The sequence below is a fragment of the Aeromonas sp. NJAU223 genome, assembly GCF_051125555.1.
Lineage (GTDB): Bacteria > Pseudomonadota > Gammaproteobacteria > Enterobacterales > Aeromonadaceae > Aeromonas > Aeromonas veronii_G.
In genome coordinates this window covers 832,660-852,791 of record NZ_CP144204.1, presented here as the reverse complement: position 1 = coordinate 852,791, position 20,132 = coordinate 832,660, and the positions used below count along the sequence as shown (strand labels likewise).

Annotated in this window: 18 protein-coding genes and 1 pseudogene; 7 read left to right on the top strand and 12 right to left on the bottom strand. The window is 61.0% G+C overall.

Going from position 1 to position 20,132, the window contains the following annotated elements; all coding sequences use genetic code 11:
• Positions 1 to 15: 15 nt before the first annotated feature.
• Positions 16 to 327, bottom strand: coding sequence for a 50S ribosomal protein L21 (gene rplU / locus VZC39_RS04080; RefSeq protein WP_005304210.1), 312 nt, complete (start codon positions 325 to 327; stop codon positions 16 to 18).
• 242 nt (positions 328 to 569) lie between these two features.
• On the opposite strand from rplU, the gene ispB reads away from it, so the two are divergent.
• On the top strand, positions 570 to 1,541 hold the full coding sequence (gene ispB, locus VZC39_RS04075; RefSeq protein WP_349921174.1) for an octaprenyl diphosphate synthase: 972 nt from the start codon (positions 570 to 572) through the stop codon (positions 1,539 to 1,541).
• Between the two features lie 84 nt (positions 1,542 to 1,625).
• Here the strand turns inward: ispB and VZC39_RS04070 are convergent, their stop codons facing one another.
• The 10 genes and pseudogenes from VZC39_RS04070 to VZC39_RS04025 form a co-directional block, all read right to left on the bottom strand.
• A complete protein-coding gene (locus VZC39_RS04070; protein WP_349921173.1) occupies positions 1,626 to 1,814 on the bottom strand; it encodes a DUF2065 domain-containing protein in 189 nt (62 codons plus the stop codon).
• Between the two features lie 97 nt (positions 1,815 to 1,911).
• On the bottom strand, positions 1,912 to 2,796 hold the full coding sequence (gene hflC, locus VZC39_RS04065; RefSeq protein ID WP_349921172.1) for a protease modulator HflC: 885 nt from the start codon (positions 2,794 to 2,796) through the stop codon (positions 1,912 to 1,914).
• 3 nt (positions 2,797 to 2,799) lie between these two features.
• On the bottom strand, positions 2,800 to 3,951 hold the full coding sequence (gene hflK, locus VZC39_RS04060; RefSeq protein ID WP_349921171.1) for an FtsH protease activity modulator HflK: 1,152 nt from the start codon (positions 3,949 to 3,951) through the stop codon (positions 2,800 to 2,802).
• Positions 3,952 to 4,042: 91 nt separating this feature from the next.
• A complete protein-coding gene (hflX, locus tag VZC39_RS04055) occupies positions 4,043 to 5,329 on the bottom strand; it encodes a ribosome rescue GTPase HflX (RefSeq protein WP_349921170.1) in 1,287 nt (428 codons plus the stop codon).
• A gap of 63 nt (positions 5,330 to 5,392) precedes the next feature.
• A complete protein-coding gene (gene hfq, locus VZC39_RS04050; protein ID WP_011704864.1) occupies positions 5,393 to 5,656 on the bottom strand; it encodes an RNA chaperone Hfq in 264 nt (87 codons plus the stop codon).
• Between the two features lie 73 nt (positions 5,657 to 5,729).
• Positions 5,730 to 6,662 carry a tRNA (adenosine(37)-N6)-dimethylallyltransferase MiaA gene (gene miaA / locus VZC39_RS04045; RefSeq protein ID WP_349921169.1) on the bottom strand — a complete coding sequence of 311 codons (933 nt, stop codon included), beginning with the start codon at positions 6,660 to 6,662 and terminating at the stop codon, positions 5,730 to 5,732.
• A gap of 48 nt (positions 6,663 to 6,710) precedes the next feature.
• Positions 6,711 to 8,597, bottom strand: coding sequence for a DNA mismatch repair endonuclease MutL (mutL, locus tag VZC39_RS04040; RefSeq protein ID WP_349921168.1), 1,887 nt, complete (start codon positions 8,595 to 8,597; stop codon positions 6,711 to 6,713).
• A gap of 96 nt (positions 8,598 to 8,693) precedes the next feature.
• Positions 8,694 to 10,217, bottom strand: a complete 1,524-nt coding sequence (locus tag VZC39_RS04035; RefSeq protein ID WP_434665902.1) for an N-acetylmuramoyl-L-alanine amidase — start codon at positions 10,215 to 10,217, stop codon at positions 8,694 to 8,696.
• Positions 10,208 to 10,681, bottom strand: a complete 474-nt coding sequence (gene tsaE, locus VZC39_RS04030) for a tRNA (adenosine(37)-N6)-threonylcarbamoyltransferase complex ATPase subunit type 1 TsaE (protein ID WP_349921166.1) — start codon at positions 10,679 to 10,681, stop codon at positions 10,208 to 10,210. Before tsaE ends, VZC39_RS04035 begins: the two co-directional genes overlap by 10 nt.
• A 12-nt stretch (positions 10,682 to 10,693) precedes the next feature.
• Positions 10,694 to 12,198 (bottom strand): annotated as a pseudogene (locus VZC39_RS04025) (NAD(P)H-hydrate dehydratase); the annotation flags it as partial.
• A gap of 123 nt (positions 12,199 to 12,321) precedes the next feature.
• Here VZC39_RS04025 and queG point away from each other — a divergent pair.
• The 6 genes from queG to rfaH all read left to right on the top strand — a co-directional run bounded on the left by queG (position 12,322) and on the right by rfaH (position 18,074).
• Positions 12,322 to 13,485 carry a tRNA epoxyqueuosine(34) reductase QueG gene (gene queG, locus VZC39_RS04020; protein WP_434665900.1) on the top strand — a complete coding sequence of 388 codons (1,164 nt, stop codon included), beginning with the start codon at positions 12,322 to 12,324 and terminating at the stop codon, positions 13,483 to 13,485.
• An 82-nt stretch (positions 13,486 to 13,567) separates the two neighbouring features.
• Positions 13,568 to 14,311 (top strand): polyphosphate--glucose phosphotransferase, encoded by a 744-nt coding sequence (gene ppgK / locus VZC39_RS04015; protein ID WP_434665897.1) that lies wholly within the window; start codon positions 13,568 to 13,570, stop codon positions 14,309 to 14,311.
• A gap of 660 nt (positions 14,312 to 14,971) precedes the next feature.
• Positions 14,972 to 16,015 (top strand): methionine ABC transporter ATP-binding protein MetN, encoded by a 1,044-nt coding sequence (gene metN, locus VZC39_RS04010; RefSeq protein WP_349921162.1) that lies wholly within the window; start codon positions 14,972 to 14,974, stop codon positions 16,013 to 16,015.
• The gene (locus VZC39_RS04005) at positions 15,996 to 16,649 is read left to right on the top strand and encodes a methionine ABC transporter permease (RefSeq protein ID WP_349921161.1); all 654 of its coding nucleotides are present in this window, start codon (positions 15,996 to 15,998) and stop codon (positions 16,647 to 16,649) included. The genes metN and VZC39_RS04005 overlap by 20 nt, the downstream gene beginning before the upstream one ends.
• Positions 16,650 to 16,675: 26 nt before the next feature.
• Positions 16,676 to 17,476, top strand: a complete 801-nt coding sequence (metQ, locus tag VZC39_RS04000; protein ID WP_349921160.1) for a methionine ABC transporter substrate-binding lipoprotein MetQ — start codon at positions 16,676 to 16,678, stop codon at positions 17,474 to 17,476.
• 97 nt (positions 17,477 to 17,573) lie between these two features.
• Entirely contained in the window at positions 17,574 to 18,074 is a 501-nt protein-coding gene (gene rfaH / locus VZC39_RS03995) for a transcription/translation regulatory transformer protein RfaH (RefSeq protein WP_349921159.1), read from the top strand.
• Positions 18,075 to 18,136: 62 nt separating this feature from the next.
• Here the strand turns inward: rfaH and VZC39_RS03990 are convergent, their stop codons facing one another.
• On the bottom strand, positions 18,137 to 20,110 hold the full coding sequence (locus VZC39_RS03990; RefSeq protein WP_434665892.1) for a HAMP domain-containing methyl-accepting chemotaxis protein: 1,974 nt from the start codon (positions 20,108 to 20,110) through the stop codon (positions 18,137 to 18,139).
• Between the last annotated feature and the right edge of the window lie 22 nt (positions 20,111 to 20,132).

Below are 20,132 nucleotides of genomic sequence, written 5' to 3'. Positions count from 1 at the left end.
ATCGGACTCCTCTAATTAAGCGCTGATGCCAGTGATTTTGACTTCAGTGAACCACTGACGGTGGCCCGCTTGCTTACGGTGGTGCTTACGACGACGGAACTTGACGATAGTCACTTTCTCGCCACGGCCGTGAGCCACAACTTCAGCTACAACCTTGCCACCTTCAACGAAAGGAGCACCTACTTTAAAAGTGTCGCCTGCAGCAACCATCAGTACTTCGTTGAAGTCGATGGTAGCGCCAGTCTCTACGTTCAGCTTTTCCAGACGAACGATTTGACCTTCGGCCACACGGTGTTGTTTTCCGCCGCTTTGGAATACCGCGTACATTTGATTAACTCCGTAAAGGCGTGTCTTTTGCTCAAGGCCAGACACGCGCAAAAACCTATAACAATGGGCGGGCATTCTACGCAGAACGATTTGCCGAGGCAAGGCCATTTTAGCAAAAAGTTTATTTTGTGCGCATATCCCTCGCCGTGAATAAACGCTTAACTGTAACCCATTGTGAAATCGTGTAGAATCCCCGCCATTGCTAAAAACGCAGTAAATGCTGCCGTCACGTTACGAGACTTATGGACCAACAGACTATCCGTGCGCTCTGTGCCGCCGACATGACGGCGGTCAATGAACTGATCCTGGCCAGGCTCCAATCCGATGTCAGCCTGATCAACCAGCTGGGTTTTTACATTGTCAGTGCAGGCGGAAAACGGATGCGCCCCATGCTGACCGTCATGGCCGCCCGTGCACTGGGTTATGAGGGTGAGGATCACCTGAAACTGGCCGCCATCATCGAATTCATTCACACCTCCACCCTGCTGCACGATGACGTGGTCGACGAGTCCGATCTGCGCCGCGGCCGGGAGACCGCCAACGCCCTGTATGGCAATGCCGCCAGCGTGCTGGTGGGCGATTATCTCTACAGCCGCTCCTTCCAGATGATGAGCGAGCTCTCCAACCTCAAGGTGATGGAGATCTTGTCGGATGCCACCAACACCATCGCCGAGGGGGAAGTGTTGCAGTTGATGAACTGCAACGATCCGGATACCACGGAAGAGAGCTACATGACGGTCATCTACTGTAAGACCGCCAAGCTGTTCGAGGCCGCCACCCGCCTCGCCGCCGTGCTGACCCATCAGCCCGCCGCCATCGAGCAGGCCATGACGGATTACGGCAAATACCTCGGCACCGCCTTCCAGATCATCGACGATGTGATGGACTACTGCTCCCAGAGCGACGAGATGGGCAAGAATGTCGGCGACGACCTGGCCGAGGGCAAGCCCACCCTGCCGCTGCTGCGAGCCATGGCCGCAGGCACGCCTGAGGAGCGCCAGCTGGTACGCGATGCCATCGAGCACCGCAATGGCATGGAGCATCTGGACCAGATCCTGGCCATTCTGGATCGTACCGGGGCACTGGAGTATTCCCGCCAGCGGGCCCGGGAAGAGGCCGACAAGGCCATCGCAGCCCTTGCCATACTGCCGGACTCCGAGCACAAGCAGGCCCTGGCCACCCTGGCCGAGATGGCCGTCCAGCGCAGCGCCTAAAAAGCTCTCATCCAATAAAAAAGAGGCCATGGGCCTCTTTTTTATTGTCTGTTACCTGAGCATCGACCAGCCGGTTCACGGCATTCAGTGGCTCAGTGCCCAGAGGATCACGGCTCCCGCCACCACCAGACAGCCGCCGATGCGGCGCAACTGTTCCGGAGGCTGATCGCTCATCAACCTCAGCATCTGCTGCCAGGCCTTTGGCATCAGCAGGGGACCCAGGCCCTCGAACAGCAGGAGCAGCCCCAGTCCCATCAGCATGGATGTCAGCATTCTCTCTCCTCCTATGGACGAGCCTGCCACGGCGAGCTCATCCCGCTGAAATAAAAAGGGCCTGAATCATCAGGCCCTTGTATCGATTGTTCGTCTCTTACTGGTTGCCAGCGTGCGGCGACTTGAGGTAGCGGAAGAACTCGCTGTCCGGTTTCAGGACCATGAGGTCGTTGCCACCGGCGAAGCTCTTGCGGTAAGCCTCCATGCTGCGCACGAAGTTGAAGAATTCGGGATCCTTCTTGTAGCTGTCCGCATAGATCTTGGCGGCCTCGGCATCCCCTTCACCTCGCAACTGACGCGCATTACTCTCGGCGTCGGCGATCATGACGGTCACCTTGCGGTCGATGTCGGCACGCAGGATCTCGGCCTGCTCGCGACCCTGTGAACGGTGTTCACGGGCAACGGCGGTCCGTTCGGCACGCATCCGCTGGTAGATGGAGTTGGACACTTCCACCGGTAGGTTGATCTGCTTGATCCGCACATCCACCACCTTGATGCCGAGCTCGGAGGAACGCGCCATCTTCATCAGTGCATCTTCCATCACGGTACTACGCTCACCGGAGACGATGTCCTTGATGGTGCGATTACCGATCTCGGAACGCAGACCGTTGTTGATCTTGCGCTTGAGCAGGTCTTCGGCCTGGATCTTGTTGCCACCACCGGTCGCCAGATAGTACTTGGAGAAGTCCTCGATCTTCCACTTCACGTAGGAGTCGATGATGAGGTCTTTCTTCTCGGAAGTGACGAAACGATCCGCCTGGCCTTCCAGAGTCTGGATACGGGCATCCATCTTGCGCACCTGGTCGATGAGCGGCACCTTGAAGTGCAGGCCCGGCTCATAGAGACGGGGCTCGCCGGAATCGACGCGCTTCACCTTGCCGAACTGCACGACAATGCCTTTCTGCCCTTCATCGACGATGAAGACGGAAGAGAAGCAGACCATGGCGGCCACAGCGATGACACCAATAGCTATTTTCTTCATCTATTAGTTTCTCCCTGTGCTGAAACGATCACCGCCACGCAGCGGGGTCGGAGTGGAGTTGGCGCCTTCGTTGGACGGCTGGGCCGGCTCCACCGCAGGAGTGCCAGCCGGACGAGCCGGTTGCACCGCATTCGCCTTGCCAGACAACTTGTCCAGCGGCAGGTAGATCATGCTGTTGTTGCCAGCCGGCATGTCGACCACCACCTTGTTGGTTTGCTGGTAGAGCTCTTCCATGGTTTCCAGGTAGATACGATCACGGGTCAGCTCGGGCGCGGCCTGATACTGGGGCAGCAACTCGTTGAAACGGGCGACCTCACCCTTGGCCTTCAGCACGATCTGGGACTTGTAACCTTCGGCTTCCTGTTCCAGGCGCTTGACCTGACCACGGGCCTTTGGCTCCACTTCACGGGCATAGGCTTCCGCTTCACGAATGAAGCGCTGCTCATCTTCCTGGGCGGAGATGGCATCATCGAAGGCGTCTTTCACCTCTTCCGGCGGACGCGCCGGCAGGAAGTTGACGTCGACGATCTGCAGACCCATGTGGTAGGGCTCGATGATGCCATCGATCACCTGCCAGGTCTCCTGACGCACCTTCTCACGACCGGTGGTCAGCACGTCGTCCATCTTGGTGTGACCCACCACGTAGCGCAGGGCGCTGTCGGTGGCCTGGCTCAGGCTTTCGTCCGCATTGGTCACGCTGAACAGGTACTGCTCAGGGTCAACCACGCGATACTGCACGTCCATCTCGACCCGAACCACGTTCTCGTCCTGGGTCAACATGAAGCCGGAGGCGGGCAGGGAGCGCACGGACTCCACATCCACCGGGATCACCTTGTCGATGAAGGTCGGTTTCCAGCGCAGGCCGGGATCCACATTGTGGGAGTACTCCCCGAAGCGCAGCACCACGCCACGCTCGGCCTCGCGAACGGTGTAGAAGCCGCTGACGACCCACACCACCACGGCGACCACCAGGGCGATGGAGAGGCCAAACTTGCCCACATCACCGCCACCCGACTTGCCGCCACCCAGCAGGCCACCGAAACGGCGACTCACCTTGCGCAGCATCTCATCCAAATCAGGAGGTCCCTGATTCTTGCCGTTATTCCCCCAAGGGTCACGGTCTTTGCCGTTGTTACCAGGCTCATTCCAAGCCATCAGCGTCTCCATTAATACATGCGGATGGATATCATCTCTATCGAACATCAAGGGATGACGAGGCGGCTAGGCACTCATCATCATGAACTCATCAATGTCTGATAAAGCGTTGTAAACTCTCACCTTCTTGCTTCATGAGGCGGTTCCAGTCGGCCACTTGCAAGCGCACCTCCAGGACAAAATCCCCCTCCTCGCTGAAACCTTCCTGCTCGATGCCCTTGAGCCGATAGAGCGCACTGCGCAATCTGGCGGCCGAAGGGGGTAATTGCAGGGTGTGATGGACCATGGATCCGGCCAGCAACTCGGTCAGGGCCTGGAACAGGTATTCACTGCCCTCCCCGGTCTGGGCGGATAGCCAGACCCGTACCGGGCGCCCTTCTTCATCCCGTTCCAGACCGGCGGGTCTGTCGGCCAGCTTGTCGATCTTGTTGCAGATCATCAGCTGGGGACGGTCATCCGCCTCGATCTCGGCCAGAACGGTCTGTACCGAATCGACATTCTCCTGCATCTGCTCGTCGGCACAGTCCACCACGTGCAGCAGCAGATCCGCTTCGCGGGTCTCCTGCAGCGTCGCCTTGAAGGCCGCGACCAGATCATGGGGCAAGTGTCGAATAAATCCAACTGTATCCGCCAAAATCACATCACCCACATCCTGGATCACCAATTTACGCAGGGTAGGGTCCAGAGTTGCGAACAGTTGGTCGGCAGCATACACGCTGGCATCTGTAAGTTGGTTGAACAAAGTGGATTTTCCGGCGTTGGTGTAGCCAACCAGAGAAACCGTCGGCACTTCGTTGCGGTTGCGAGCACGACGCCCCTGCTCCCGCTGCTTCGCCACCTTGTCGAGTCGACGCAAAATCGCCTTGATGCGTTCCCGCAGCAGGCGTCGGTCGGTTTCAAGCTGGGTTTCGCCCGGGCCGCGCAGGCCTATCCCCCCCTTCTGACGTTCAAGGTGGGTCCAGCCGCGGACCAGACGAGTAGAAAGATGGCGCAATTGGGCCAGTTCGACCTGCAACTTGCCTTCGTGAGTACGGGCACGCTGGGCGAAGATATCCAGGATCAGGCCGGTTCTGTCCACCACCCGGCACTGGAACAGACGCTCCAGGTTTCGCTCCTGGGCGGGGGTCAGGGCATGGTTGAAGATGACCACGTCAGCATCCAGCATCTGCACCTGGTCCGCGATCTCTTCCGCCTTGCCACTACCGACAAAAAACTTGGCACTGGGCGCACTGCGACTGGTGGTGATCACCCCCAGCGCATTGACACCAGCCGAGCTCACCAACATCTTGAGCTCTTCCAGATCTTCCCGCTCACCCTCATCACTGAAGTTGACATGTACCAGAACGGCCTGTTCACCAGCTTCATAACGGTCAAACAAGCGCTTGCTCCTTAACAGTTTTCACGATGAATCCGAGTTGGCGAGTCTGCTCGCCGCCAGCTATCACGCCTCGGCTTCACCCTGCTCTTCACCGGCAGCGCCCGGGGCGTGCTGATGATGGTTGACGGCACGGGCCGGCACCACGGTAGAAATGGCGTGCTTGTAAACCATCTGGCTCACGGTGTTTTTCAGCAAAATGACAAACTGGTCAAACGATTCGATCTGACCCTGCAGTTTGATGCCGTTAACCAAATAGATAGAAACAGGAATCCGCTCACGGCGCAGCGCATTCAAAAACGGGTCTTGGAGAGATTGCCCCTTAGCCATCTTTCTTTTCCTTATAGTTTGTTGTTTTTTAAACACCGGAGATCAATATAACAACCTGATTATACAGGGAGTGTCAAGCCGCACCAGCACGGGTGACGACCCTTGCCAGATTGCCAGACTCACCAGATTCCAACCAGGTCAAATCAGACCAGCCGCGCAACCAGGTCATCTGACGCTTGGCCAATTGGCGGGTGGCCACGATGCCACGATAACGCATCTCATCATATCCGACTTCCCCCATCAGGTAGTCCCACATTTGGCGGTAGCCAACACAGCGGATGGAAGGCAGATCCGGGGTGAGATCCCCCCTCTCATAAAGTCCCCTGACCTCTTGCTCGAAGCCGTTCTGCAGCATCAGATCGAAGCGCTGCTCGATGCGCTGGTGCAGCAAGGCGCGATCGGAGGGCGCGATGGCAAACTGGTGCACCCGATAGGGCAACCCTTCCCCCTGAACCTGGGTCAGCTCGGTGAGCGTCTTGCCGCTGATGCGATAGACCTCCAACGCCCGACTGAGCCGCTGCGGATCGTTGGGGTGAATGCGGGCCCCCGCCACCGGGTCGATGCGCACCAGTTCGTCGTGCAGCGCCTGCCAGCCGAGGCTGGCGGCCTGTGCCTCGATGTCGGCCCGGATGGCCGGATCCGCGGGCGGCAGGGGGGAAAGCCCTTCCAGCAGCGCCTTGAAATAGAGCATGGTGCCCCCCACCAGCAGCGGGATGCGACCCCGTTCGGCGATGTCGCCCATCTCCCGCAAGGCATCACGACAAAAATCCGCCGCCGAATAACTCAACGCGGGATCGAGAATGTCGATCAGGCGGTGCGGCGACAGCGCCAGTTCGGCGGCCGTCGGCTTGGCAGTGCCGATATCCATGCCGCGATAGATGAGCGCGGAGTCCACGCTGATGATGTCGCAGGGCAGGGCCTTGCACAGTTCGATGGCGAGATCCGTCTTGCCGGAGGCCGTCGGCCCCATCAAAAAAATTGCAGTCGGCAACTCAGCCACGTTCATCTTCCTCTGGCACCGGCCAGTTGCGACAAGAAACAACCTCGGGGTCGTTCACTGTCCTTGGCCGCCGTCCGGTGCGAATTCTGCCAGCACGGTCGCCAGCGAAAGCGGGCGCACCATGCGAATGTCTGCCAGTTGGTCACTGAAATCGGCAACGAGTTCCGTCAGCAATCGACTAGCCGTTGAAAAATCATATATTTTTTCGGCGCTGATGCCCTGCTCCACCAGCCATTGGCATACTACCTGAGCCAATTGCTCCCCATCACTGTCAGATCCACTGTCGATCAACTGCAGTAATTCGGGCAAGAGCCGCACCAGATCGGTCTGGCGCAACAGGGCCGGCACCCGAGTCAGGATCATGGTGTCGCGCCCACCGCTTTTCAACTCCAGCCCTACCCGTTTGAGCAGACGTTCTTGCTGCTCCACCAGGGCTATCAGGTTTTTCGGCAGCTTGAAGGAGACCGGCAGCAGCAACGGCTGGGCCGCCAGCCCCTGACCCCAGGCATCCAGCAGCCAGTGACGCAGCAGCAAACGCTCCGCTCTCACCAAGGACAGCAGGAACAACTGCCCCTGACGCTCCAGCAGCAGATAGGCCTGCTCCACCAGGGTCAGGGCACGATAACCTCCGGCGTCGAGGAGCTTGCCCACCGGTGGCTGGGCAGGAGCCGGACCGTCCGTCGCGACGGGCAGGGTCGTGAGCAGGGCCCCCATGCCCCGCATGGCCTCAGCACTAGGTAATTCGGGCGGCTGATAACCACCGCCACTCGTCACTCCCCCTTCACTCACCGACCTTGGCGCTGTGGAGGCAGGAGCCCGGTAGCTGTGCTCGGCACCATACCACTCCGGGCGGGGCGCCTGACCGGGATATTCTATTTTTGGCGCGGATGGCAATTCGATTTCACTGCCTGCAAGCGGCGCATCAACAGGATCTGCCGCTGCGGCCTCACGATGCAGCGCACTGAACAGGGCCTGGAAGATGAAGTCGTGGATGAGGCGGGCCTGATGGAAGCGCACCTCATGCTTGGCGGGGTGCACGTTGACGTCCACCTGGCGCGGGTCCAGCTCGATATAGAGCACGTAGGCGGCGAAGCGATCCGGGGGCAGCAGCTCGTCATAGGCCTGGCGGATGGCGTGATTGATGAGCTTGTCGCGCATCATGCGGCCGTTGACGTAGGTGTATTGCAGATCGTTCTGCGGCCTGGCACCAGACGGGGTCGCCAGCCAGCCCCAGAGTCGTACGTCACTGTGCTCGCTCTCCACCGCCAGGGCGTGGTGCATGAAGGGGGTACCGCAGACGGCGGCGAGGCGCCGCTCCTGCTCTTGCACCGTGTTGGCACACTTGTACTGGCGCACCACCTTGCCGTTGTGGCGCAGGATCAGGGTGGTATCGAAGCGGGAGAGGGCGATACGGCGCACCAGCTCATCGATGTGGGCAAACTCGGTCTTCTCGCTGCGCATGAACTTGCGCCGGGCCGGGGTGTTGAAGAAGAGATCCACCACCTCCACCGTCGTGCCCACCGGATGGGCCGCCGGCTTGATGGTGACGTTCATTTCCCGTCCCTCGGCCGCCGCCTGCCAGGCTTCGCTCTGCTCCGCAGTGCGGGAGGTCAGGGTGAGACGGGAAACGGAGCTGATGGAGGCGAGCGCCTCCCCGCGAAAGCCGAGGCTGTTGATCCCTTCCAGATCGTCCAGGGTCGCCACCTTGGAGGTGGCGTGGCGGGAGAGTGCCAGCACCAGCTCGTCCTTCGGCACACCGCCGCCGTTGTCACGGATGCGGATGAGCTTGGCGCCCCCCTTGTCGATGTCTATTTCGATCCGGTCCGCTCCTGCATCCAGGCTGTTCTCCACCAGCTCCTTCACCACAGAGGAGGGGCGTTCCACCACCTCGCCTGCGGCAATCTGGTTGGCCAGGATGGGGGGCAATATACGGATCGGCATCGGTGACTCCTGAGAGTGGATCTGGGGGATGCCAATGCGGTCATCCCCACGACAAAGGCGTCAGCAGGCAGGCATCACGCCCCCCCCGGATGGGTATCATCGGGGGATGTAGAGCACCTGACCTATCTGGATATCCCGTGACTTCAACTTGTTGATCTCCACCAGCCGTGCCTGACTCACCCCGTGCTTCTCGGCGAGGCGGGAGAGGCTCTGGCCACGGGTGACCACGTGGCGGATCATCTTCGACTTGTCGATGCTCTGGGCGCTGCTGGCCGATACACTCGACTCCTTGGCCGCGACTTTATAAGGCTTGATCACCCCGGCTCCCGAGGCGCTGCCCACGCTGCTGACCGGGGCACCGTCATCACTGCTGCGGCTGGTCGCCGGCATGCGGTTGACCACCTGCTGCTGGGGCGCGGCCACGGTTTTTTGCTGCACTGGCTGGCTGACCACTACGGCCTTCTGTCCCTTGCCGGTCAGCATGGGGCCCTTGGTCGGGTGGCTGCGGTAATAAGAGCGGATCCCCTCGAAGATGGCGCGGGCCAGCTGATCCTGATAGCTGGCGGTGGCCAGCAGCTTCTCTTCCGCGTGGTTGGAGATGAAACCCGTCTCTACCAGCACTGAGGGGATGTCGGGGGCCTTCAGCACCGCCAGACTGGCGTGCTCCGGGGCCTTCTTGTGCAGTCGGGCTACCTTGCCCATGGAGCGCAGGATCTGGCGGCTCACCTCATACCCCTCGGCCCTGGACTTGTCCATGGAGAGGTCGAGGAAGGTCTGTGCCAGATAGGGATTGGGATCGGACTCGGCCAATACCTTGCCGACGCCTCCCAGCAGTTCCCCCTGCTTCTCCTGCTTCTCCAGCCAGCTGCCCATCTCGCGGTTGGCGCGATTGGTCGACAGCACCCAGACGGAGGCACCACGCGGAGTCGAGTTGTGGAAACTGTCCGCATGCACCGACACCAGCAGATCGGCCTTGGCCTTGCGAGCGATCTCGGAGCGCTTGTTCAGATCGACGAAGTAGTCGCCACGACGGGTCATCACGGAACGCATGCCGGGCTCCCGATCGATCAGGGCCGCCAGCTTCTGGGAGACCGAGAGAGTCACCCGCTTCTCATAGGTGCGGCGCGGGCCGATGGAGCCCGGATCCTCCCCGCCATGGCCGGGGTCGATGGCGATGACGATGGGCTTGCCGTGGCCACCCACCGGGCTGGACTGGGCCGCGGCGGCGGCGCCTTTCTCTTCATAGGGCAGATCGATGACCAGACGGTGGCCATAGGGACCCGCCGGGGCCAGCGGGAACACAACCGGCTTGATGGCGGTACCGAGATCCAGCACCAGTCGCAGGCTGCCCTTGTCGACCGGCGTGCTTTCGCGGATCTTGCGCACCAGCTCGCTCTTGTTTTCGATGCGCGCCAGATTGGTGGCGTTGCTCGCCCCTTTCAGGTCGATCACCAGCCGGCTCGGACCCGAGAGGGTGAAATAGTTGAAATTGGGCGCGCTGCTCATGTCGAGCACCACCCGGGTGTTATCCGGCGATGGCCATACCCGCACACTCTTGAGCTGATTCGCATAAGAGGGCAGGGCCAGCAGGGAAAGCATTACAACAAGGATCAAGCGCACTGAGATGACAACCGTTCCAGAATGGCTTCGCCAATAGCAGTGCGGGCCACTATCCGGGCCTCACGCTGCTCGTTTACATACGTCAGGGTAATCTCGAGATCGGGTGCGGGCAGCCAGCCCTCTCCCTTTTCCGGCCACTCCACCAGACAGAGAGTATCTGCGCCGAAATAGTCCCGGATGCCCATGAACTCCAGCTCTTCCGGATCCGCCAATCGATAGAGATCGAAGTGATAGACCTGCCAGCTGGCCAGCTCATAGGGTTCCACCAGGGTATAGGTCGGACTCTTAACCTTGCCTTGATGGCCGAGCCCTTGCACCCAGCCACGGGTCAATGTGGTCTTGCCGGCCCCGAGGGCGCCGTGCAGGAATACCGTGGTCGCCTGCTGGCACGCCTGTGCCAGGCGTCCACCCAGTGCCACTGTTGCTGCCTCGTCCGGCAGTGTCATCATCAACTGTTTTGCCATGCTCTTCTTATAACTTGTTACTGTGTCAGATTGACCAGACGGCGGATCCAGGGCAGCAGATCCGATGCCAGCATGCCACGCTCCCCATCGGCCGCGGCCAGGTCAGCCGCCTCGCCATGGATGGCGACACCGAGCCAGGTCGCCATGGTGGCAGACCAGCCCTGGGCCAGGAGGGCGGCGATTATACCAGATAACAGATCCCCCATGCCGCCACTGGCCATGCCGGGGTTGCCCTCGCTGCAAAGCACAGTCGGCCCCCCATCACTGATGAGGGTGCCCGCCCCCTTGAGCAGCACCACGCCGCCATAGCGTCGTTGTAGCAGGGTGACGGCGGCAAAGCGGTCGGCCTCCACCTCGGCGATGGTGCAACCCAGCAAGCGGGCCGCCTCCCCCGGGTGGGGCGTGAGCACCCAATTATCCTGATGACGGGGCTCCTGCGCCAGCCAATTCAGTCCGTCGGCATCCAATACCAGGGGGCCCGGGATCTTCATCTCGCGCTCAAACTGGGTACGGGCCCACTCATTTCGGCCAAGCCCGGGGCCCAGCACCCGCACCTTGGCCCAGCCAGGATCATCGCCGTTTGACCCCATCAGTTCGGGTTGCACCAGGCTTGCGGGAGGCAAACCCGGGTGCTGACACAGGCGCACCAACCCGGCCCCCGCCCGCAAACAGGCCTGTCCCGCCAGCAAAATGGCCCCCTGCATGCCAAGGTTTCCTCCCACCAGCAGTACCCGGCCGTTCTCCCCCTTGTGGGCCGAGCGAGGGCGCGCTGGCAGGCAGGAGAGGAGCCTGGGATAGTCGATGCGCCAGGCGGCAGGGGCCATGTCATCTTGCATCGTCACCCCCAGAGCGTCGCAATCGAGCTGACCCACCCCATCCACCCCATCAGCGGTCAGCATGCCCTGCTTGATGCCGATGAAGGTGAGTGTGCGGGTCGCCCGCACCAGCGCCCCCATGGCACGGCCGGTATCGCCGTTGAGCCCTGAAGGGAGATCCACGGCCAATACGGGGGCAGCCAAAGCGTTGATGGTTGCGACGATCTTTGTCATGGAAGGGGTCAGCGGGATATGGACACCGGTGCCAAGCAGTGCATCCACCACCAGATCCGGCGTCGGTAGCAGACTGAAGTCGGCCTCGTCGGCCAGCACCACGACGCCCCCCTCCCCCAGCCAGGCATAGGCGGCCCGCTTTGCATCCCCTTTCAACAGGTGGGGAGCCCGGCTGGCTATCACTCGGGGATCGAGTCCCATCTTCTTGGCGAGGCGGGCCAGCACATAGCCATCGCCACCGTTGTTGCCGGGGCCGACGAAGATCCACCAATGGTGACCATGGGGCCAATGATGACGGGCATAGTGGCACAAGGCGCCACCGGCACGCTCCATCAGCGCGTAGGTATCGCTCTCCTCCACCTGGGCCCAGCGCCGCTCCAGCAGACGGATCTGCTCGGTGCGCCACAGGGGCTGTGCTAGACTGAGGCCTTCATTTTTGCTGATAGCACCTTCGATAACCTGCACCATGACGGCTCCTCATCCCCATCATCCTGTGATCCGGACCTGTACCGGGCCCATGACGCGGCTCCGCTCACTGCCCTGCGAATCCCCCCGGTGCCCGTCTGCCTGGCAGAGGACAAGCGGCGCAGCATGACGACAGCCGAACTCCATCAGCTGGCCCAAGATATCAAGCTCTGGGCACGCGAGCTAGGATTTGACCAGGTCGGGATCACCGACACCGACCTGCGAGTCGAAGAGCCCAGACTGCAAGCCTGGCTGGATGCGGGCTATCACGGCACCATGGATTACATGGCACGTCACGGCATGATGCGGGCACGCCCCCATGAGCTGCTGCCCAGTACCAAACGGGTGCTGTCGGTGCGCATGAACTACCTCCCCTTCGAAGCCGGCTTCGCCAGCACCCTGCGGGATCCCACCCTCGGCTACATCAGCCGCTACGCCCTCGGGCGCGACTATCACAAAGTGCTGCGTAACCGCCTCAAGCAGTTGGGTGAGCGCATCGAACAACGCTGCCAGGCACTCGTCCAGGCCTCGGGTCTGCCACTGGATGAGGAGCCAAACTGGCGCCCCTTCGTCGATTCGGCCCCGGTGCTCGAGCGGCCGCTGGCGGCCAAGGCGGGGCTCGGCTGGGTGGGCAAGCACTCATTGCTGATCAATGAAGCGGCGGGCTCCTTCTTCTTCCTCGGGGAGCTGCTCATCAATCTGCCCCTGCCCCTGGACACACCGGTCGAGAAAGAACAGTGCGGCAAGTGTGTGGCCTGCATCAACATCTGCCCGACTGGCGCCATCGTCGCCCCCTATGTGGTGGACGGACGACGCTGCATCTCCTATCTCACCATCGAGAACGACGGCCCCATTCCCGAAGAGTTTCGGCCGCTCATGGGCAACCGCATCTACGGCTGCGATGACTGCCAGCTCATCTGCCCCTGGAATCGCTATGCTGATGCGAGCCCGGAGGAGGATTTCAAGGCGCGCCCCAACCTGCATCGCCCCCCCCTGCTCACGCTGTGGGGCTGGTCAGAGCCTGAATTTCTCAAGCACACCGAAGGCAGCCCCATCCGCCGCATCGGCTATCAGCGCTGGCGCCGCAACCTGGCGGTGGCGCTGGGCAATGGTCTTGCCAGCAGCGAGGTCATGGCAGCGTTGCAACAGGCACTGGAGAGCGCCGACCCCATGGTGGCGGAGCACATCGAATGGGCGCTGGCAACGTTGGCTCGGCGCCAGCAGGATGAGAACAGGAAGAAGACATTGTTGATCCGCTGCATCGAAAAAGGATTGCCAGATCACGCCTGAGCGATCAAATCCTTGCCTGATGACAGCCATTTTTTCATGCTCTGCCGAATTTGATCGTCGGCACACAACAAGGAACATTCTGATGCAGATGTTGGGAGTAGATATAGGCGGATCCGGGATCAAGGGCTGCCTGGTCGATACGAAGACCGGCGAGCTCATCGGGGAGCGCTACCGTCTGGCCACCCCGCAGCCGGCCACCCCCGCCGCCATCGCCCATACCCTCAAGGCTCTGGTCGAACACTTCGAATGGAAGGGCCCGGTGGGCTGCGGCTTCCCCGCCATCATCCACAACGGCATCGCCAAGAGTGCCGCCAACATCGACAAGAGCTGGGTCGAGACCGATGCCGCCCACCTCTTCTCCGACGTGACCGGCCTGCCCTGTCACGTACTCAACGATGCCGACGCCGCCGGCATCGCCGAGATGCGCTTTGGCACAGGCCAGCACCGCAAGGGAGTCGTCATCCTCATCACGGTCGGCACCGGCATCGGCACCGCCGTCTTCGTCAACGGCCAGTTGCTGCCCAACACCGAGCTGGGCCACCTGATACTGGAAGGCATGATTGCCGAGCACTACTGCTCCGATGCGGCCCGCAAGCGCGAGGATCTCTCCTGGAGCCGTTGGGGCAAGCGCTTCAACAAGTATCTGGCCCGGCTGGAGTTTCTGTTCTCCCCGGATCTCTTCATCCTGGGGGGTGGCAGCGCCGCCAAGCTCGACAAGTTCATCGACAAGATAGAGACCCGGGCCCCTCTGGTGGCGGCGGCCAGCCTCAATCAGGCAGGCATCATTGGTGCCGCCCTCTATGCAGAAGCCCAGCAAGGGCAGTGATCCCGGCAAGGAGAAAATGAAAGGCCCGGCCATCGCCGGGCCTTTCATTATGCAAAGCGGCCGCGCCCGTGTGTCGCAACAACGGGCAATCCGCCCAGGATTGTCTGTCAACAAAGATGGCGCCTTCTCTGTCGGCAAACGAAGGGGGGCAATAATCCAGAACGCCCTTGCTCCTTTATCTCTTTATCAATGGGCCTCAATCTGCCCTCTTCTGTCATCGCATTTCCCCTGAATAAAAAGCAGGCTCGCCATAATCTGGCTGTTTATTGTTCTGAATTCATGGGGATGAGAAAAAAAGAGAACGAGACAAGGTATTAATATTCATGTCATCTTGGGGGCTATCGGCAGGCGCCGTGCGCCAGCCATCCGACTAAAACCAGTGAAACAACAACTTGCGAGATAAAAGCCGTCATATGAACGGAAGTGTTGTTTTGGTTTCGAATTATATATTCATGCTTTTGATGACCCACTTAGCCATAGCCAGATAGCGGCAATCCTTATCCATTTTTTAGACGTCTAGACGTCAAAACATGCGTTGACATGGCCGTCCGGACATCTTAGCATCATCCACCATAATGGCAGAGCAACCCAGTGTAACCTCTGCCCAATTCACCCGCCTGTAGCGCCCTGTGCTTTAAGGCTGTTAGCACGGAAGAATCCATGATTAAGTTGATCGGTCTCAACAAAGTCTACGGTAAAGGCAGTGATGCCGTGCACGCCCTGCGTGATGTCAGCCTGCATGTCCCCCAAGGCAAGATCTTCGGGGTGATCGGTGCCTCCGGTGCCGGCAAGAGTACCCTCATTCGCTGCGTCAACCTGCTGGAGCGCCCCACCGAGGGCCAGGTCATCGTCGATGGCCAGGACTTGGTCGCCCTGCCCGAGCGGGATCTGACCCAGGCTCGCCGCCAGATCGGCATGATCTTCCAGCACTTCAACCTGCTCTCCTCCCGCACCGTGTTCGCGAACATCGCCTTCCCGCTGGAGCTGGCAGGCTGGAGCAAAGCCCAGATCCAGACACGGGTCGAAGAGTTGCTGGCCCTGGTGGGGCTGGAAGCGCGCGCCCAAGCCTATCCGTCCGAGCTGTCCGGCGGCCAGAAGCAGCGCGTCGCCATTGCCCGCGCCCTGGCACCCGCCCCCAAGGTATTGCTGTGCGACGAGGCCACCTCGGCCCTGGATCCCCAGACCACCCGTTCCATCCTGAGCCTGCTCAAGGAGATCAACGTCAAGCTGGGGCTCACCATCCTGCTCATCACCCACGAAATGGACGTGGTGAAAGGGATCTGTGACGAGGTTGCCATCATCAGCGACGGCCGCCTCATCGAGCAGGGGGAAGTCGCCTGGTTCTTCAGCAATGCCAAGACCCAGCTGGCCCGTGACTTCATCCACTCCACCATCCATCTGGAGGTGCCGCAGGAGTATCAGGAGCGGATGAGCCCGGAGCGTGTCCCCGGCAGCTACCCCCTGGTCAAGCTCGGCTTCACCGGTACCACCGTCGATTCACCGCTTATCTCCGAGGTGAGTCGTCGCTTCAACATCGATATCAGCATTCTGAGTGCGGACATCGAATACGCCGGCGGGGTCAAGTTCGGCTTCCTGCTGGCCGAACTGTTCGGGGACGAAGCCCAGTGCGAGGCGACCCAACAGTTTTTCATCGACAACCACATTCAGCTGGAGGTAATGGGTTATGTCCGAAGCCATGATTAATCTGCTGATCTCAGCACTCGGCGACACCCTGATCATGGTGTTTGCCTCCGCCCTGTTTGGCTGCCTGCTCGGCCTGCCGCTGGGTGTTGCGCTGCACGTGACCAAGGCCGGCCAGATCCTGGCCAACCCGGTGTTGAACCGGACCCTCGGCATCATCGTCAACGTCGGTCGCTCCGTGCCCTTCATCATCTTGCTGGTTGCCATCATTCCGCTGACCCGCTTCATCGTCGGAACCAGTATCGGCACCATCGCCGCCATAGTCCCGCTGACCATAGGCGCCGTGCCCTTCATCGCCCGCCTGGTGGAAGGGGCCCTGATGGAAGTGCCGGACGGTCTGCTGGAAGCCGCCAAGGCCATGGGGGCCAAGCCCCTGCAAATCATCACCAAGGTGCTGCTGCCCGAGGCCCTGCCCGGCATCCTCAACAGCGTCATCATCACCCTCGTCACTCTGGTCAACTACTCCGCCATGGCCGGTGCCATCGGGGGGGGCGGCCTCGGCGATGTGGGTATTCGCTACGGCTACCAGCGCTTCGACCCTACCGTCATGCTGGTCACCGTGGTCATTCTGGTGGTGCTGGTTCAACTCATCCAGAGCGCGGGTGAGCGCCTGGTTCAACAATGTGATCATCGTTAATCGTCGATTTCTGACAGGAGGTTTTTATGAAATTGGGCATTAAATCCGCTGCGGCAGCCCTGCTGGCTACCCTGGTTCTGGTTGGCTGCGGCCAGAAGGAAGAGAACAAGACCCTGAAGGTCGGCGCCATCGCCGGTCCCGAGACCGAGCTGGTCGAGACTGCGGCCAAGGTTGCGAAAGAGAAGTTCGGCCTGAACGTCGAAATCGTCACCTTCTCCGACTACGTCACTCCGAACGTGGCGCTGAACGACGGTAGCGTCGACGTCAACGCCTTCCAGCACAAGCCCTATCTGGATGCCCAGATCCGTGATCGCGGCTTCAAACTGGTACCGGTTGGCAACACCTTCGTCTACCCGATCGCCGGTTACTCCAAGAAGATCAAGGCGCTCTCCGAGCTCAAAGACGGTGCCCAGATCGCAGTACCGAACGATCCGACCAACCTGGGTCGCTCCCTGATCCTGCTGGAGAAGCAAGGTCTGCTGAAGCTGAAAGAAGGCGCTGGCCTGGAAGCCACCGTGCTGGACATCGCCAGCAACCCGCGCAACTTCAAGATCGTCGAGCTGGAAGCCGCGCAACTGCCCCGCTCCCTGGAAGACGTGGATCTCTCCATCATCAACAACACCTTCGCCGGTCAGATTGGTCTGACCCCGACCGAGAACGGCCTGTTTGTTGAAGACAAGGAGTCCCCCTACGTCAACCTGATCGTTGCTCGCGAGAACAACAAGGATGACGAGAAGGTCAAGGAGTTCGTCCAGTCCTTCCAGACCGACGAGGTCTACAAGAAAGGCACCGAGCTGTTCAAGGGCGGCCTGGTAAAAGGTTGGTAATCACTCACTCTGCAAAAAAGGCTGCGCCAAGCGTGGCCTTTTTTTTTACCCTCGTTATCATAGGCCCAAAGCACGGCAACACGACAAAATCAGAACAATGAAGAAATGGTATCTGGCCTACTGCAAGCCCAAGGAAGAGGCTCGCGCTCGCGCCCATCTGGCAGCCCAGGGGGTTGAATCCTACTACCCCATGGTGGAAATCGAGAAGCTGCGCCGCGGCAAACGGGTACCGGTGCGCGAACCCATGTTCCCCAACTACCTGTTCATTCTCGTGGATCTCGACGTGATCCCGCCCATCACCCTGAAGTCGACCCGTGGCATCAGCCGCATCATCCATTTCGGCAAGGAGTGGAGCTCGGTCAGCAGTCAGCTCATCTATCGCCTGATGAGCCGGGATGACAGCGACGAGGCGAGGGCTTGCTATGCCCGTCTGCCGAGTCAGGGTGACAAGGTCGTCATCGAATCGGGCCCCCTTGCCGGTTTCGAGGCCATCTATCTGGAGCCGGACGGCGAGAAGCGGGCTATCCTGCTGGTCACCCTGCTCAATCAGGAGACCAGCAGCAGCTTCGACAACCAGAGTTTCCGTCGACTGGATTGAGAGCGGGTCAGGCATGTCTCGACCACATGAGCAACAAAGGCAGGCCTTGGCCTGCCTTTGTCTTATCTGAGTTCGAAGCGACTGATGGCCGAAGTCAGGCGACCTGTCTCCTGCGCCAGGCGCTCGACGATCGCCTCCCCCTGCTGGCTGTGTTCGCTGGAGTGACGACTGAGGGTGGCGATCTCCTCCACGGTCTCCGCCACTTCCTGCGCGACCCTGGACTGCTGATCCGTTGCGGTGGCGATGGTCCCGAGCTGGCTGGAGAGATCTTGTACCAGTTGCATCATGGTCTCCAGCGCACCGGTCACCGAGGTCACCACCTCCTGCCCCTGTGCCACCAGACGGGTACCGCTGCCTATGGTCTCGGCGGTCTGGCGGGTCTGCTGCTGGATACTGTCGATGGTCTGATTGATCTCCGCCGTCGACTGGCTGGTGCGGCTCGCCAGTTGACGCACTTCGTCGGCTACCACCGCAAAGCCCCGCCCCTGCTCGCCGGCACGGGCCGCCTCGATGGCGGCATTGAGAGCCAGCAGGTTGGTCTGCTCGGCGATGGTGGCGATCACCTCGGTGACGCGCCCCACCTGCTCGCTCTGGCTGCGAAGCTGTCCCATCGCCTGGTTGGCTTCGGTGATCATCAGGGCAATCTGCGCCATGGTGGACTCCATGCGCACCAGCGCATCGCCCCCCTGTCTGGCCTGTCGTTCGGTCTGGCGCGCCGCCTCGGCGGCCTCGGCGATGTTGCCCGCCACATCCCGGGTGCTGACCGACATCTGCTCGATGGCGGCGGCGACCGTATCCACCCGCTGATTCTGGCTCGCCAGTTCATCCACTATGGTATTGCTGGTGCGGCCCACCTCACCGCAGGCCCCCTGCACCTGACCGACCGCCCCCTGGATTTCGCCGACCAGCTGGCGCAGCTGGCTCGACATCCGGTTGATGGAGCCGGTCAGCCCGCCCAGCTCATCCTGACGCAGTACCGGCAAGGGGTCGGCCGGCAGACGGCCATCCGCCACCAGCCCGGCACGGGCCACCAGGCTCGCGATATCCCGCGTGAGACGCCGGCTGAACAGCAACGCCACCAGGGTACCGAGCAAGATGACGCTGGTCGTCGCCAACAACAGGGTTTTGTGTATGGTCTGGCCGGCACTGGCCATCTTGCCGGCCATGGCATCCACCTCGCCCTGGGTGTGGGTCACCTGGGAGGCCAGCTGATCGGCAAGGCTCGTCAGAGCGGGCTCGATCACGGTGGCCATCAGGTGGTTGGCCCTGTCCCAGTCCGGCGCCTGGCGCTGGGCGATCACCTGGCCCACCAACTCGGCAAAGGGGGCGGACATCTGCTCGAACAAGGCCCAGATCCCCTTCTGCGCCTCGCTGAAGTTGGCCTCCTGTTGCTTGAGTTCCGCCACCCGCTGCAGGTGGAACTGGTAGTAGTCCTGGTACTTTTCCTGATACTCCTTCTCCCCTGAGATGAGGAAGTCCCGCAGGGCGGAGAGCGCGTTGGCAAGGCCGTTGTAGGCATCCCCCACCTGCTTGAGCAGCAGGCGGCGATCCCCTGGCAATTCGGTCTGCGGGGTTGCCACCTCTTCGTTGGCGAAGGATTGCAGCTGATCGAGCGCCGCTTCGGCGAGGGGGCCCGCCTCCAGCAGCATCAGGCTGTGGGCCGGCAGGTTCTCTTCCGTATGGGCCAGCGCCCACACCTTCTCCTGACTGGCCTTGAACCCCTTGAGGGATTGCGCCAGCTCCGGCTTGAACGACTGCCCCTCGATGAGTCGCCAGGCCGACTCCCATTCTCCTTTGAGGCGCTCCCCCTGCGCCGGATCCTTGCCCAGGATGAGATAGGCGCGCAGGGAGGAAACGGTTGCAATGAGCGCCTTCTGGCTCGCTTCATCCCGCTGCAGGGCAGGCAGGGTTTGTGACAGCAGGGCATCCTGGGACTGCTCTATGCGGCCGAGCTGATGGTAGACCAGGGCGGAGGAGAGAATGATGAGCAGATTGATGAAACAAAAGCTCAGTAGCAGCTTGCTTGATATTTTCATGAACATCCTTGTTCTACGGCGG